Origin of the sequence: Martinezella rhizogenes, assembly GCF_027460065.1 — a bacterium.
In the GTDB taxonomy this organism is placed as follows: Bacteria; Pseudomonadota; Alphaproteobacteria; order Rhizobiales; family Rhizobiaceae; genus Agrobacterium; species Agrobacterium rhizogenes_C.
On record NZ_JAPYZZ010000026.1, the window covers coordinates 1 to 14,762 of the forward strand.

At 55.8% G+C, this 14,762-nt stretch carries 11 protein-coding genes and 3 pseudogenes; 4 read left to right on the forward strand and 10 right to left on the reverse strand.

Annotated features, from left to right (window positions below; all coding sequences use genetic code 11):
- Both O8B93_RS25295 and O8B93_RS25300 read left to right on the forward strand, forming a co-directional pair.
- Positions 1 to 224 (forward strand): transposase domain-containing protein (locus O8B93_RS25295; protein ID WP_269712586.1); only part of this gene is annotated, 224 nt, incomplete at its 5' end.
- A 25-nt stretch (positions 225 to 249) separates the two neighbouring features.
- Positions 250 to 1,191, forward strand: a pseudogene (locus tag O8B93_RS25300) (IS3 family transposase); the annotation flags it as partial.
- A 22-nt stretch (positions 1,192 to 1,213) separates the two neighbouring features.
- Here O8B93_RS25300 and O8B93_RS25305 read toward each other — a convergent pair.
- A complete protein-coding gene (locus tag O8B93_RS25305; protein ID WP_269712588.1) occupies positions 1,214 to 1,417 on the reverse strand; it encodes a hypothetical protein in 204 nt (67 codons plus the stop codon).
- A 23-nt stretch (positions 1,418 to 1,440) separates the two neighbouring features.
- Positions 1,441 to 2,748 (reverse strand): pilus assembly protein TadG-related protein, encoded by a 1,308-nt coding sequence (locus O8B93_RS25310; RefSeq protein ID WP_269712590.1) that lies wholly within the window; start codon positions 2,746 to 2,748, stop codon positions 1,441 to 1,443.
- Positions 2,749 to 3,154: 406 nt separating this feature from the next.
- Here O8B93_RS25310 and O8B93_RS25315 point away from each other — a divergent pair, with 406 nt between their 5' ends.
- Both O8B93_RS25315 and O8B93_RS25320 read left to right on the forward strand, forming a co-directional pair.
- The gene (locus O8B93_RS25315; protein ID WP_006311550.1) at positions 3,155 to 4,084 is read left to right on the forward strand and encodes a substrate-binding domain-containing protein; all 930 of its coding nucleotides are present in this window, start codon (positions 3,155 to 3,157) and stop codon (positions 4,082 to 4,084) included.
- Between the two features lie 15 nt (positions 4,085 to 4,099).
- Complete coding sequence (locus O8B93_RS25320; RefSeq protein WP_269712592.1) at positions 4,100 to 6,241, forward strand: methyl-accepting chemotaxis protein; 2,142 nt, start codon at positions 4,100 to 4,102, stop codon at positions 6,239 to 6,241.
- 448 nt (positions 6,242 to 6,689) lie between these two features.
- Here the strand turns inward: O8B93_RS25320 and O8B93_RS25325 are convergent.
- The 8 genes and pseudogenes from O8B93_RS25325 to O8B93_RS25360 all read right to left on the reverse strand — a co-directional run.
- Positions 6,690 to 7,175 (reverse strand): annotated as a pseudogene (locus O8B93_RS25325) (4Fe-4S dicluster domain-containing protein); the annotation flags it as partial.
- Positions 7,176 to 7,189: 14 nt separating this feature from the next.
- Positions 7,190 to 8,509 (reverse strand): annotated as a pseudogene (locus tag O8B93_RS25330) (NAD(P)/FAD-dependent oxidoreductase); the annotation flags it as partial.
- Positions 8,509 to 9,438: an electron transfer flavoprotein subunit alpha/FixB family protein gene (locus O8B93_RS25335; RefSeq protein WP_269712594.1), complete on the reverse strand. Its 930-nt coding sequence runs from the start codon at positions 9,436 to 9,438 to the stop codon at positions 8,509 to 8,511. The pseudogene O8B93_RS25330 and the gene O8B93_RS25335, both read right to left, overlap by 1 nt.
- Before the next feature lie 25 nt (positions 9,439 to 9,463).
- Entirely contained in the window at positions 9,464 to 10,210 is a 747-nt protein-coding gene (locus tag O8B93_RS25340; protein WP_269712595.1) for an electron transfer flavoprotein subunit beta/FixA family protein, read from the reverse strand.
- A 275-nt stretch (positions 10,211 to 10,485) separates the two neighbouring features.
- Positions 10,486 to 11,466, reverse strand: coding sequence for a MurR/RpiR family transcriptional regulator (locus O8B93_RS25345; protein ID WP_269712597.1), 981 nt, complete (start codon positions 11,464 to 11,466; stop codon positions 10,486 to 10,488).
- A 167-nt stretch (positions 11,467 to 11,633) separates the two neighbouring features.
- Complete coding sequence (locus O8B93_RS25350; RefSeq protein WP_269712599.1) at positions 11,634 to 12,521, reverse strand: fumarylacetoacetate hydrolase family protein; 888 nt, start codon at positions 12,519 to 12,521, stop codon at positions 11,634 to 11,636.
- Positions 12,522 to 12,661: 140 nt separating this feature from the next.
- Positions 12,662 to 14,248 carry a GMC family oxidoreductase gene (locus tag O8B93_RS25355; RefSeq protein WP_269712600.1) on the reverse strand — a complete coding sequence of 529 codons (1,587 nt, stop codon included), beginning with the start codon at positions 14,246 to 14,248 and terminating at the stop codon, positions 12,662 to 12,664.
- 80 nt (positions 14,249 to 14,328) lie between these two features.
- The gene (locus O8B93_RS25360; protein ID WP_269712601.1) at positions 14,329 to 14,748 is read right to left on the reverse strand and encodes a nuclear transport factor 2 family protein; all 420 of its coding nucleotides are present in this window, start codon (positions 14,746 to 14,748) and stop codon (positions 14,329 to 14,331) included.
- Between the last annotated feature and the right edge of the window lie 14 nt (positions 14,749 to 14,762).

Genomic DNA, 14,762 nt, shown 5'->3' on the forward strand with positions numbered 1-14,762 from the left:
TCGCACTCGGCAGAAAATCGTGGCTCTTCGCCGGATCAGACCGCGGTGCAGATCGAGCAGCCTTTATGGCCACATTGATCATGACGGCAAAGCTCAACGGCATCGATCCGCAGGTGTGGCTGGCCGACGTTCTTGCCCGCATCGCTGACACGCCGATTACCAGGCTGGAGCAGTTGCTTCCGTGGAATTGGACGCCGCCGACCGTCAACGCTCAAGCGGCCTGACCTGCGGCCTTCACCGGAGGCTTACGCTCCATCAACCTACTACGAGAACGTCGCCAAGCGCTTGGATGTGGACCGCCTGTCGGTTCGCGCCCGCAGCGATATCAGTCTGAAGATCGAGATACGACGGGTGTTCAATGAGAACTTCCAGGTCTATGGCGTGCGTAAGGTCTGGCGGCAATTGCAGCGGGAGGGCTTCGACACCGCCCGTTGCACTGTCGCCCGGCTTATGAGATCGATGAGCCTGCAAGGGGGTCATTCGAGGAAAGCCAATCCGCACGACGTACTCGGACAAGACAGCTCCAAGCCCGCTTGACCGGGTAAACCGCCAGTTCAAAGCCCCAGCACCAAACAGGCTGCAGGTTTCAGACTTAACCTATGTCGCCACCTGGCAGGGCTTCGTCTATGCGGCTTTCGTGATCGACGTCGTCGCATCGTCGGCTGGTGGGCCAGCCGGACAGCACACGCAAGCTTTGTCCTAGATGCGCTAGAGCAGCGCACTCCATGATCGGCGTCGCGCTCATGGAGGCGGTCTCGTGCATCACTCGGATCGCGGCGTCCAATACGTGTCCATTCGGTATTCCGAGCGATTGGCAGAAGCTGGCATCGAGCCGTCTGTCGGAAGCGTTGGCGACAGTTACGACAATGCCTCGCCGAAACGATCAACAGTCTCTACAAGGCCGAGGTCATCCATCGGCGCGGGCCATGGAGGAATTTCGAAGCGGTGGAATTCTCCACTTTGGAATGGGTCGACTGGTTCAACCACCGACGACTTACGGAGTCCATCGGAAACATACCGCCAGCCGAGGCTGAAGAACGCTACTACGCCGTGCTGGACGAACCCGCTATGGCCCATAACTTAAACCAAATGGCTCCGGCAAACCCGGTGCAGTTCAGCGAGCCGGCAGTGTTCTACCGTGCCGATAGCAACCATCATCAGCTGTTCGAAAAGCTTCACGCCATCGGCTGAAGGCTAAAGGCTTTGTCCTTCATCACCCCGTCAGGCGGGGTGATGTGATAGCCTTCTTGAAAAGCGCGGTCATCGCATCACTGATGCCCTGCGACGGGCTGACTTCGAAGAACAGCCCCGGCGAAGCGCAGGACTGCATGCGTGCACCGATTTCCGGCTGAAACGGCTTGATCCAGCTATTATACCAGTCGTTGGTCGGCAGCGGCAGGTAGGTGGTGTAGAGCACGGCGATGCGAAAACCCTTTTCCTTCAGCTTCGTGCAATATTTGNCCCCGTCAGGCGGGGTGATGTGATAGCCTTCTTGAAAAGCGCGGTCATCGCATCACTGATGCCCTGCGACGGGCTGACTTCGAAGAACAGCCCCGGCGAAGCGCAGGACTGCATGCGTGCACCGATTTCCGGCTGAAACGGCTTGATCCAGCTATTATACCAGTCGTTGGTCGGCAGCGGCAGGTAGGTGGTGTAGAGCACGGCGATGCGAAAACCCTTTTCCTTCAGCTTCGTGCAATATTTGAGGTCAATCGGTTCCTGACAGCGGCCGCCCGTCGTTTTTTTGGTGCAGGTGGACGGCTTGTAGCTATCGCCGACGCCATCGGTCACGAAGAAGACGATCTTTTCCGGGCTCGCCGAACTCGCGCCCGTGCCCGAAGAGCCGATCTTGTCACCAATCTGGGTCAGCGCCCGGTCGAAATCCGTCTGCTGGTCGTTGTTGAACCCTTGCTTGGGGATCGACATCAGGTCGACTTCAGCGGCTTTCTTCTTCGCTATCGCCAGATCCGATGTCAGCGGCACGACTTCAAGCAGCTTTGTATCTTCGGCTTTCTCTCCGAAGGAATAGACTGCCATACGATATTGATTGCTGCTTTTGCGCATGGACTTTGCCGTATCCATAAGGCTCGCTGTGGCCTTTGCGACCACATTGATGCGCGTGGTCACGCCGAGGCTTTTAGCCTTGTAATAATAGCTGTTCGTATCCACCACCCCGTCCTTCACGATGTGACAGGCGAAAGCGCATTTGTCGCTCGTATTTGCAACCATGGTGGCAACATCGGTCGGTGTGGCGCCGACACCCATCGAAGGGGTATTATCAAGAAGGACGTAGAAGTCGCTGAAGGTTTCCGTCTCGTATTTGGCTGTCGCCCTGCCCGAAACGGTGATGAGATCTTTTCCAAGTATCTGCGAAAGCGTGGTCCCGACGGATGCCTTAAAGTCGACGGAGGATTCGATGGCATTTCCGCGCTTGATCACCGACACATCGAGAGACAGGAGCTTGTAGTCCGAATTGGCCCGCTTGTTGGCATCGAAGAAGGCCGAGGCTTCATCACCGCCAAGCGTAACGACACCATCACCCGACATTTCCTTCGCTTTATGAACACTCGCCGACGTATCGGCAACCACCGCAAGCGCTGCGGCATCCGCCGCCATCTGCAGGTCCGATTTGACGGTCATGCCGTGCGTCACATCAAGGGCCACACCGGCAACCCCGATCAGCGGCACCATCAGCAAGGCGCTGAGAATACCGAAATTCCCTGATTTATCCTGCCAGATATTTTTCAACTTCGCCCCCGAAACCCTTGTGGAGGCGAGACTTAGCCAAATATTGTTGAAGGGCAGTTTCAAAGGACAACTAATTTTCGATAAATCTAATTTCCTGAATAACTAACGTTGCAATCGAAAACAGGCGGCGCAACCAACCAACCAAAAAATATATATTTTTATTTTAAGAGACCTGAATCTAACAGCATCTATAAGGTCAACAACGTCAATGCGTGCGCAAAACGCGTTTTTAGGTTGCTATTTACACCGTCTTGTCTCCGGTCTGCGCAATTATTGGTCTCGGCCGAGGAGCTTACCTCCCTCATCGAAGTGATGAATGAGGGGCCGGTTCGTAAGGGAGATTAAATCAATTTTTACTTAAGTTGTTCATCATTCTCCGATCAGTTTGGGATTGAGGAGGGGAACAATGAGGACGTTCGTTATTTCGTTATCGTTTATGTTAACGTTAACATCATCGGTCAATGCAGCGACAATTGGAATTTCGGTAGCTGGCCTCGACGAATTCAACACGACGCTACTAAACGGACTCGTAGATCATGCCCGTAAGATGTCGGGAACCAAAGTTATTAGCGCGGATTCAAAAGGTGATGGTGAACTCCAAAAGAGACAGGTCGCTGATCTGATCGCGCAAAAGGTCGATGCGGTAATAATTCTTCTTGCGGATGGTGATCTGGGCGCTCAATTGACTCCAATCGCGTCAAACGCCGGTGTTCCCCTTGTCTTCGTGAACAACGTGCCAGCAAATGTTGCAGATTTGCCCGCGAACCAAGTGGTTGTTGCATCGGACGAAAAGGAGTCCGGAACTCTTCAGGCCAAGGAAGTCTGCAAACTCCTGAGCGGCAAAGGTCGCATTGCTGTACTTGTCGGCGAACCCTTTCATGCCGCTGCCCGGGCACGCACGCAAGACATAGACGATGTCATCGCGACGAGCGAATGCTCCGGTCTTAAGGTTGTTGAACGCCAATCCGCGTACTGGTCGCCGGAACATGCCGACGCGCAGGTACAGGAATGGCTTGCCGCCGACGTTGAGTTCGACGCAATCCTGGCCAACAATGACGACATGGCGCTTGGTGCCATCAGCGCGCTCCGGCGCAACAATATTGGGCCAAAGGAAGTCATCGTCGCTGGGATTGATGCTATCCCGCCAGCAGTTAAAGCAATTCGCGACGGCGATCTTAAGGTTACCGTGTTTCAAAATGCAGCCGCCCAAGGAGCCGGCGCGGTTGAAGCGGCGCTAAAACTTGCTCAGGGCCAGTCAATACCGCGGGAAATTTACATCCCATTCGAGTTGGTCACTCGGCAAAATGTCGAACAATATTTGTTGGAAAGCCACTGATTTCGTGAGGCTGTGATGAATTACTGGAACAAACTGAGCATACGAGCTCAAATAACGATTGGATTTCTTCCTCTGATCTTTTTCATGAGTTTGCTATCGCTCAATGTCGTATCGGGCATGGATAAGCTCACCGCAATTTTTTCCTCTTACCGCGCCACGGTCGGCGAAAGCCTTGCAATTTCGAACTACAGCGATCGCCTAAATGATATTAAGATGTCTGTAGAGGCATTTCGGTCCGCGCCCTCGAAGGAGTTGGTTGAGCGCTTCAAATCCGGTGTCCGCTCATTCGAGAATAATGATCCGCGAATTGCGCAGAATTCTGCCCTTCTGGCAGCCCTTGTTACCATCCGAACACAAATATCCGCTTACGATCAGGCATTCGACAAAATTGTGTCGTTGCAAGCTCGCCACGATTTGCTTGCATCGAAAGTTACGGAATTTGGCCCTTGGACCAGTGTGGCATTGAATGACGTATTACGGAGCGGGTGGAGGCAGAACGACTTACAATTGGTCTACGCCACGACGCAGACACTGGAAGCACTTAATCGTAGCCTCTATGCCTCAGAGCGTTTTGTCGCGACAGGTGATCTCCAAGCCTACGAAAGGGCCCAAGCTGCTCTTAACGAAGCCTTGGGGCTAAATACGACAGCGACGAAAAACGCCCAGAATGAACTACAGCGCACCCGCCTTGCCGGTGCCGCCCAGCTCATGCAAAACTACACATCACGCCTTCGTGAGATGCGGGATGTCTGGAGTGAGACCATCAACATCCGCAAGACGGAATTGAATGAACTGGCTCCCGAAATCGCGAATGGTTTTCAGTCACTTCGAACAGCCGTCGCAAGTACGCAGACCTCGCTGGACGCCTCAGTCGAGCAAACGATGTCTTCTGCGACAACCACTACTTTGATTGTCAGCGTCGCATTAGTCGCTATCGGCCTCGCTCTTTCCTACTATCTCGGACGATTAATTTCAGGCGCAGTGCGGAAAATGGCTATATCAATGGAAAGATTGGCACGAGGCGAAGACCTCGAGGAGTTCTCGGGCGCCGCGAACCGCCATGAACTTGGTGCCATGGTCCGTTCGCTGATGGTGTTTCAGGAGACAAAGCACGCCAAGACACTCGCCGATACTAGAGCAGAAGACGCCCGGCTCGCATCAGAAACGCAAAGGCGCAGCCAAGAGCACGAGCGTATTGCTGATGCGACAGCAATGGAACAGGCATTCATCGAAATTTCCAGAGGCCTGGATTCCCTGGCCTCGGGAGACTTGACTGCGCGGATTAGAGAAGTGGATCCACGCTATACTGTCATCCGCGATCGGTTCAATGAATCTGTAACAAGCCTCGAAGGGGCATTCGGCGCCGTCATCCAGGCCGTTGGCACGATCCGTTCTGGACTTGGCGAGATTTCGACGGCGACCAATGATCTTGCGCGCCGTACAGAGCAGCAGGCCGCCTCGCTCGAGGAAACGGTGGCAGCCCTATCGGAAGTGACGCGTGGCGTCAACGGAATGGCAGAAGGTGCCGCTCATGCCAATGATGCCGTTTCCACCGCCCAAGCAAATGCCGAGAGAGGTGGAAAAATTGTCGGCCAGGCAATCTCGGCGATGAACGAAATTCAGAACTCTTCGGCACGAATTGAAAGCATTATCGGCGTAATTGACGAGATCGCATTCCAGACTAACTTGCTTGCACTAAATGCCGGGGTCGAAGCCGCCCGGGCCGGAGAAGCCGGAAAGGGCTTCGCGGTCGTCGCCCAGGAGGTGCGTGAGCTTGCTCAACGCTCGGCAAATGCTGCCAAAGAAATCAAGCAGCTCATTTTCACATCATCCACACAAGTCGATGTTGGAGTTCAGCTGGTCGGGGATTCCGGGGTTTCTCTCAACGAGATTGTCAAGCAGGTGGGCGCGATGAGCATGACCGTGAAGGATATTGCGGTCTCAGCCCGTGATCAGGCCCTCAGTCTGCGAGAAGTTTCCGCCGCCGGAGATCAGATGGATAAGGTCACTCAACAAAATGCAGCGATGGTAGAGCAAACCACTGCCGCCGCCCAGAGCCTTACACATGAGACGGAGAGATTGGCCATGCTGATTGGAAATTTCAAAACCGGCAATCAATACGGAACCGAACTTCTGCCCTACGCGATTGCATCTTAAGCAGCTACCTGCCGCGCGACCTCACGGGCGCGCGGCATTAATCGGAGGATTCATAGCCTCTTCGGCCACAATACGAGTCTGGAGATTGAATATCGAACAAGAGCATCAGGCATGCAAACTGACCATTTCCAGCCGACACGCCAAGATCTGTCGAAATGACAGCCGGCAACAGCTGCGCTTTCATCGGAGACCCGTATAAAGGTCTGCCAGCTGGAGTTGACGCAACTCTATCAGGATCGCGAAAGCGCGCCGTCTTACTCAACCCATGTTGCTATCGAAATCAACTGCTCTACAGTTACGTCGAACATTGTGGAAATCGAATTCGCAAGGCTGGCCGCATCCGGCTGACTAGCAACATATTGAGCAAATTCGATCTCGGTCTTCGTGACGGGCCGCTTGTGCCATTAATGCCTCTTCTTTGCTTTCAGGATTGCGGCACGGATTTCCCCTACATATTGGCGTAGACCGGCCCCTCGCCACCCTGTGGCGGCACCCAGTTGATGTTCTGGTTGGGGTCCTTGATGTCGCAGGTCTTGCAATGCACGCAGTTCTGGGCGTTGATGACGTAGACTTGCCTGCCATCCTTCTCCACCCACTCATAGACGCCGGCCGGACAATACCGCGTCGAGGGACCGGCATAGACGTCGTGTTCGGAGCGCTTCTGCAGCTCCATGTCCTTCACCTGTAGATGCACCGGCTGGTCCTCCTCATGATTGGTGGAGGAGAGGAACACCGAAGACAGGCGGTCGAAGGTCAGAACGCCATCCGGTTTCGGATAGGCGATCGGCTTGTGCTTCGAAGCCGGCTCGAGGCTCTGCGCATCCGTCTTGCCGTGCTTCAGCGTGCCGAAGAAGGAAAAGCCGAACAACTGGTTCGTCCACATGTCCAGACCGCCGAGGCCAACGCCGAGAGCCGTGCCGAATTTCGACCAGAGCNGATCGGCTTGTGCTTCGAAGCCGGCTCGAGGCTCTGCGCATCCGTCTTGCCGTGCTTCAGCGTGCCGAAGAAGGAAAAGCCGAACAACTGGTTCGTCCACATGTCCAGACCGCCGAGGCCAACGCCGAGAGCCGTGCCGAATTTCGACCAGAGCGGCTTGACGTTCCTGACCCGCTTCAGGTCCTTGCCGATATCGCCGTCGCGCCATTCGGCTTCGATCTCGACCACCTCGTCATGGGCGCGGCCGGCTGAGAGGGCCGCGGCGATCTTTTCCGCCGCCAGCATGCCCGAAAGCACCGCATTATGGCTGCCCTTGATACGCGGCACATTGACGAGACCGGCCGAACAGCCGATCAGCGCGCCGCCGGGGAAGGTGAGCTTCGGCACCGACTGGTAACCGCCCTCGGTGATAGCGCGCGCGCCATAGGAAATGCGCTTGCCGCCCTCAAAGGTGTCGCGGATCGCCGGATGCGTCTTGAAGCGCTGGAATTCCTCGAAGGGATAAAGATAGGGGTTCTTGTAGTTGAGGTGGACGACGAAGCCGACGGCGACGAGGTTATCCTCCAGATGATACAGGAACGAGCCGCCGCCGGTCTTGAAGCCGAGCGGCCAGCCGAAGGAGTGCTGCACGAGGCCCTGTCTGTGGTGTTCCGGCTTGACCTGCCAGAGTTCCTTGATGCCGATGCCGAACTTTTGGGGCTCGCGATCCCTGGACAGATCGAATTTGGCGATCAGCTGCTTGGCAAGCGAACCGCGCACGCCTTCGCCAACAAGCACATATTTGCCGTGCAGCTCCATGCCGCGGGTGAAGTTCGGACCCGGCTCGCCATTTTTCTCAATGCCCATATCACCCGTGGCGACGCCGATGACGGCGCCTTCGTCATTGTAAAGCACTTCGGTGGCGGCAAAGCCCGGATAGATCTCGACGCCGAGCGCTTCCGCCCTTTCCGCCAGCCAGCGACAGACGAGGCCAAGCGAGACGATGTAATTGCCGTGATTGTTCATCAAGGGCGGCATCATGAAATTCGGCAGGCGGATGGAGCCGGCGGGGCCCAAGAACATGAACTGGTCGTCCTTGACCTCGGTCTTGAAGGGATGCCCCTCCTCTTCCCGCCAGCCGGGCAGCAACCGGTCGATGCCGATGGGATCGACCACGGCGCCCGAGAGGATATGCGCGCCGACTTCGGCGCCTTTTTCCAGAACGACGACCGAAAGATCCGGCTCGACCTGCTTCAGCCGGATGGCCGCGCTGAGACCCGCAGGACCCGCGCCAACGATCACAATGTCGAATTCCATCGCTTCGCGTTCGGGCAGTTCCATCGCTTCCGTCATCAAAGGGCTTTTTGCAGTTCCGGCAGTGCCTCAAACAGATCAGCAACGAGACCGTAATCGGCAACCTGGAAAATCGGCGCTTCTTCATCCTTGTTGATGGCGACGATGATCTTCGAATCCTTCATGCCCGCCAGATGCTGGATGGCGCCCGAAATGCCGGCGGCGATGTAAAGCTGCGGCGCGACCACCTTGCCGGTCTGGCCAACCTGCCAGTCGTTCGGCGCATAACCGGCATCGACGGCCGCACGGGATGCGCCAACGGCGGCACCGAGCTTGTCGGCGACGGGAAGAATGACTTCCTTGAACTTTTCCGAAGAGCCAAGCGCACGGCCACCGGAGATGATGATCTTCGCAGAGGTCAGTTCCGGACGGTCGGATGAGGCCAGCGCGTCGGAAACGAAGCTGGAGACACCGGGATTTTCTGCAGCAGCGATCGTCTCGACCGGTGCCGAACCACCTTCGGCGGCGGCTGCAAAGGCGGTCGGACGCACGGTGATCACCTTCTTGGCGTCGCTTGCCTGCACCGTCTGGATGGCATTGCCGGCATAGATCGGCCGCTTGAAGGTGTCAGGCGATACGACCTCGATGATTTCCGAGACCTGCGCCACGTCGAGCAGCGCTGCCACGCGCGGCAGCACGTTCTTGGCAGATGCGGTGGCTGGTGCGAGGATCACATCATAGGAAGGTGCAAGCGAGATGATCAGCGCTGCCAGCGGTTCTGCCAGAGAATTGGCATAGGATGCGTCGTCGGCAAGGAGCACCTTGGAAACGCCGGATAGTTTTGCAGCCGCGTCAGCAGCGCCTTTGGCGCCCGAACCGGCGACCAGCACATGCACGTCGCCGCCGATCTGCGTTGCCGCCGTCAGCGTCTTTGCCGTCAGGTCGGAAAGGGTTGCGTTGTCGTGTTCTGCCAGAAGAAGAATGGCCATAAGAATATCTCCCTTTTCCGAAACCTTAGAGGACGCCGTCGGCTTTGAGCTTTTCGACCAGCTCGGCAACCGAGCCGACCTTGATGCCGGCCTTGCGGCCTGCGGGCTCCTCGGTCTTCAGCACCTTCAGGCGCGGCGAAACGTCGACGCTGAAATCGGCCGGAGCCTTTTTGTCGAGCGGCTTCTTTTTTGCCTTCATGATGTTCGGCAGCGAGGCGTAACGCGGCTCGTTCAGACGAAGATCGGTGGTGACGACGGCTGGCAGTTTCAGCTCGACAGTCTGCAGGCCGCCATCGACTTCACGGGTGACCGCGACCTTGCCATCAGCCGGCACGACCTTGGAGGCAAACGTGCCCTGGCCCCAGCCGAGCAGGGCTGCCAGCATCTGGCCGGTCTGGTTCGAATCGTCATCGATCGCCTGCTTGCCGACGATGACAAGACCGGGCTGCTCAGCCTCGGCCACGCCCTTCAGGAGCTTGGCGACGGCGAGCGGCTCGACGGTTTCGTCGGTCTCGATCAGGATGGCGCGGTCGACGCCCATGGCGAGTGCTGTGCGCAGCGTTTCTTCCGCCTTGGCCGGGCCGATGGAGACGACCACGACCTCTTCGGCCTTGCCGGCTTCCTTCAGGCGAAGGGCCTCTTCCACCGAGATTTCGTCGAACGGGTTCATCGACATCTTCACATTGGCAAGCTCAACGCCAGAACCATCCGACTTCACGCGGATTTTCACGTTGTAGTCGACGACTCGTTTAACGGGGACAAGGATTTTCATCGGCGGCTTTCCTATCGATCTTTTTCGTTGGGAGTTGAAATCATTGTCGCGCGAGTATACGGGTGGCTTTATGCTGAATCGATATTGTTTGCCCGATCGTCGATTCAACGCTCGTTTCGCTGAAAATCTGCCTGCTATACCACGCATCGCCATTGCAATGCGCCATGAAATCGAAGCCGCTCCACTTGACAGGGCGTCTCGCCGCTTACCGTGCCGAGTTACACCGGTTTCGTGAGCTTTGACGTCGATATACAGTCCTAACTGCTCAACTTTGTTTACTCGGCAGCATCCCCTCTGGCTTTCGATGACCGAAGGGGTTCATTCTTTTTTTTGGGCAGATTTTGCCGTTTCTTTGGAGAAGCGGACAGAAGATATTCGCCCGAATCCACTAGGAACCGTTCATTTTCGCGAATTCGCTGTTGCGCCACATCGCCAAGCCGGCTGATGGTCAATGCGGCCAGTAGGTTGGTGATGGCAATAGCTCCCAGCGCAGATTCGGGAAATGCCTGACCAGACGACTGCGCTACAAAATGCAAAGGCCCCGCAAACTTACTGATAGGCGCCGCAAAACTGTCGGTGATCGCGATGATGTGGGCTCCCGAAAGCGATGCTTTTTCTGTCAACGTGTGAACTACGCGATTGAAGGGCGCAAAAGTCACCGCAACGACGACATCGCCGGGCTGGATATCGTCCAGTGGACCTTCGGGTGCTCCCCCGGGAGCATCCAGCAGAATGATGTTAGGGCGCGCTTTTCGTAAGGTGTAGGCAAGGGTGAAAGCGGGCGTGAAGGCAGTTCGGCGACCAATAATATAAACCTTCGGTGCTTGGGCAAGAAGTTGCACCGCCCTTTCGAGCTTTTCCTCCGACAGATGTGCCCTTGCCTGTTCAACGACAGCCAGTTCCGTTGCGAAGAATGAATCGATAAACGACTGTAGCCCGGAATTCTTACCCATTTCCGCAATCAGTGTTCGCGCGCTAAGCTCATTACGGTTTACAGATTGTCGATCTCTTTGCTGGCGCTCCTGTGCAATATCAATGAATTGCTGACGTAATTCACCGTATCCTGCAAGGCCCAGCTTTTGTGCCAGCCGGACGAGACTGACAGGTTGGATGTTGGCCCGCCTGGCAACTTCACGCATGGTATAGAATGGAATTTCATCCGGATTGTTGATGAGGTAGTGAGCCGCATCCACCGTCTGCCCTGAAAGCTCAACGCAGATTTTCTTAACTCGCTCGATCACATCTGGTTTGGTCATAACTCTCTCTGGACATCGGCCATATATGGTCTTCAAAGTGGATCATTTTCCCCAATCGGCCAAATAAAGCAATGAAGGACTACCATGTGCAAACATTAGGGGGAATCCCCAAGGCGAATTCGTGTGGGCCGCTATTCCTAATAATCGAGGGCCACGATTTGAGAGTATCAGCGAATAATGTTGCGCAGGATGCCCACATTTTCCACTTCCACTTCAACAACATCACCCGGTTTCAACCACAAGGGCGGCTGTCGTTTGGCACCGATGCCCTGGGGAGTACCCGTCGTGATGATGTCACCGGGGGAAAGAGCCAGAAAATAGGAAATATAGCTCACCAACTGGCGAACCGGAAAAATCATGAGATTCGTATTGGATGATTGAACCTGCACGCCGTTGACGTGAGTCTGGATATCGAGGTTCTGAAGGTCCCCAACCTCCTCGAGTGTAACAAGTACCGGTCCGACTGGGGTCGAACCGTCCACAGCCTTGCCCGCCAGCCATTGCGTCCCACGATACTGGAGATCTCGCGCGGTGATGTCGTTCAGGACAGTCACGCCGGCTACGAAATCCAATGCATCCTCTGCGGAGACGGAGCGGCATTCCTTGCCAATTATGATTGCAAGCTCGCCTTCAAAATCGAGGTTCGGTGTGATGTTGGAACATGATATCGCGTCGAAAGGGCCAATCAGCGAGCTTGCAAACTTCGCAAAAATGTCGGGATACGACGGAAGCGCCCGGCCGGTCTCGGCAACATGGTCGTTGTAGTTGAGACCAATGCAGAGAATTTTCGAAGGATCCGTGACCGGCGGGCCGAGCCGCACCCTGTCGAACCGGCCGACGTTCGCTTTTGGGTTCGCCCTGGCTGCCGCAGTCAATCGCGCCGAGAGTTGTGGCAGCTCTCCCCCGTGTCGCCGCAGCAATTCACGCACCGATGAGATTGGCTCCCCGCGCCCGCCCGGCCCGCCTTCAAGTAGCGTATCCACGTCGAAGATCGATGTATCAATTACGATACCTGCCTTCCAAGCGTTACCAGAGTCATACGTAACGAGTTTCATTGGTCCTCCTGCACCGTGCCGGTGCTTTCAAGTCAAAAGTGAGAATTGCATAAGTCAAACAACGGACGATTGCCGCAGACCGGCACCTCTTCCACTGCTGAAAACCGATCGCCCCAAAAAGGCTGCAGATAGCTCGAACCCTAGGGCCGGTTGCCTTTCATAAAGTCAGCAGCGCGCTCCCCAATCATAATCGCCGGGGCATTCAGGTTGCTTGATGAGACGAACGGCATAACCGAGGTGTCGGCAACACGCAGACCATCGATTCCATGAACGCGCAACTGCGGGTCGACAACAGCCATCTCGTCCGTGCCAATCTTGCAAGCGCCGCTGAAATGATAGGCTCCCTGAGTATATCTCCTGACGAAAGCCTCGAACTCTGCACGCGTCTTTAACGGTTTGGCAGGCAAATGCGACTCGCTGACAAACGCCTTCATCGATGGCTGCTCCATGATCTCCTGTCCGAGGCGAATCCCGTCTACGAGGCGATCGACGTCATAGGGATGGCTGAGGTAATTAGGATCCACGATCGGAGGAACACTCGGATCAGATGAACGCAGAGTGATCCGACCCCGGGATTTCGGCCGGCAGGCGTAGACGTTCAGCGTACATCCATTGCCGCTCGCCGTCGTCTCCACCCCCTCCTCGATGCCGGCGCCGGCCAGGAAATGGTATTGAAGGTCGGGCGTTGGATCCGATGTGTCTCCCCACCAGAACGCTCCGCCTTCGCAGATGTTCGAGGTAATCGGACCAGATCCGAAAAGCGCATATTGAGCTGCCGCAGCCGCCTGCCACCGAAGTTTCTTGTATTTGTCGTAGCTCGTGTTCGACTTCAGGTTATAGATCAGGAAGCAGTCGGTATGGTCCTGCAGGTTTTGCCCGACGCCTGGCAGATCGTGAACCACCTGAACTCCGGCCCGCTGAAGTTCGGCGGCAGGCCCTATTCCCGAAAGCTGAAGCAGGCGCGGCGATCCGACTGCCCCAGAGGATATGACGACCTCCCGCTCCGCTCGCATGGTTTCGACGCGGCCATTCTCGACATACTGAACGCCGATAGCGCGACCGCCCTCTATAAGGATCTTGGTGACCTGCTTGTTGGTAACAACCTTGAGATTTCGACGCTTTCTAGCTGGATGAAGATAAGCATCAGCCGAACTGCATCGACGGCCATTCTTCGTCGTCAGTTGGTAGAGCCCGGCTCCCTGAAGGTTTCCAGAATTAAAATCCGGATTATAGGGTATCCCCGCCTCCTGGCAGGCCTTCACCCAGGCTTTGGTCAACGGCAAGGTATATTGCTGGTTCGAAACGCTCAATGGTCCACCCTGACCATGAACATCGTTCGAATAGACCTCGTTGTTTTCTGCCTTGCGGAAATAGGGGAGAACATCTTTGTAACCCCAACCTTCGGCTCCATGATCAACCCATCGATCAAAATCAGATGGTGCGCCTCTCATATAGATCATCGCGTTAAGAGAGCTACCGCCGCCGAGAACGCGCGCTTGTCCGACATTTGGCTCGGTGTCATTTTGATGGCGGAGTTTCTCGACTTTGTACCAATGAAGGAGAGAACTCTTGAAGGACTTATAAAACGTGACTGGAAAGCGGATCCAAATGCTGCTGTCCCTCGGACCGGCCTCAAATAGCGTAACCGAGACATCAGGATCTTCGCTCAACCGACCCGCAATCGCGCATCCAGCCGATCCTCCGCCTACCACGATAAAATCGGGCATCACATCATCCTAATTTTGATTGTATACCGAAAGCAACTTGCATCCGAACGTGAACAGGCGCCGATAAGGAACCGATCCGCCTAGAGTATGCCCGAGAAGAACGCATCGACTTCCGCCTGACGCATGTCGCAAAACCAGCATTCCACAATCTGTTCGTTTTCGAAGCGGTAGGCGGCCAGCCGGTCTGTACGAACCTGCTTGTCGCCGCGCGACCAAATCTCATGGACCATGATCAAAATGGCGTCGTCCGATTCTGCGATGAGTTCGTCATGCCCGGCCTCGCCACCGACGATCCATCTGTCGGTATAAGCCGCGACCTTGTTCACCCACCCCTCGACGAAGCCGCTGGCGCCATGGAAGTCTCCGGATAGAACAGGGTGCGTCCCCCCCATATGGACGACAAGATTTTCAGCATAGTAGCTGCAACCCTTCTCAACATCTCCGCTCGACCATGCTTCATGGTACTCACGAAGAATATCGCTCGCACGTTTCTTGCTCATGTGGGTTTCCCTTT

What these genes read in the sequence shown, in the direction of transcription:
- O8B93_RS25315 (WP_006311550.1), top strand. Translation starts at nt 3,155, where the DNA reads ATGAGGACGTTCGTTATTTCGTTATCGTTTATGTTAACGTTAACATCA.
- O8B93_RS25320 (WP_269712592.1), top strand. Translation starts at nt 4,100, where the DNA reads ATGAATTACTGGAACAAACTGAGCATACGAGCTCAAATAACGATTGGA.
- O8B93_RS25335 (WP_269712594.1), bottom strand. Translation starts at nt 9,438, where the DNA reads ATGGCCATTCTTCTTCTGGCAGAACACGACAACGCAACCCTTTCCGAC.
- O8B93_RS25340 (WP_269712595.1), bottom strand. Translation starts at nt 10,210, where the DNA reads ATGAAAATCCTTGTCCCCGTTAAACGAGTCGTCGACTACAACGTGAAA.
- O8B93_RS25345 (WP_269712597.1), bottom strand. Translation starts at nt 11,466, where the DNA reads ATGACCAAACCAGATGTGATCGAGCGAGTTAAGAAAATCTGCGTTGAG.
- O8B93_RS25350 (WP_269712599.1), bottom strand. Translation starts at nt 12,521, where the DNA reads ATGAAACTCGTTACGTATGACTCTGGTAACGCTTGGAAGGCAGGTATC.
- O8B93_RS25355 (WP_269712600.1), bottom strand. Translation starts at nt 14,248, where the DNA reads ATGCCCGATTTTATCGTGGTAGGCGGAGGATCGGCTGGATGCGCGATT.
- O8B93_RS25360 (WP_269712601.1), bottom strand. Translation starts at nt 14,748, where the DNA reads ATGAGCAAGAAACGTGCGAGCGATATTCTTCGTGAGTACCATGAAGCA.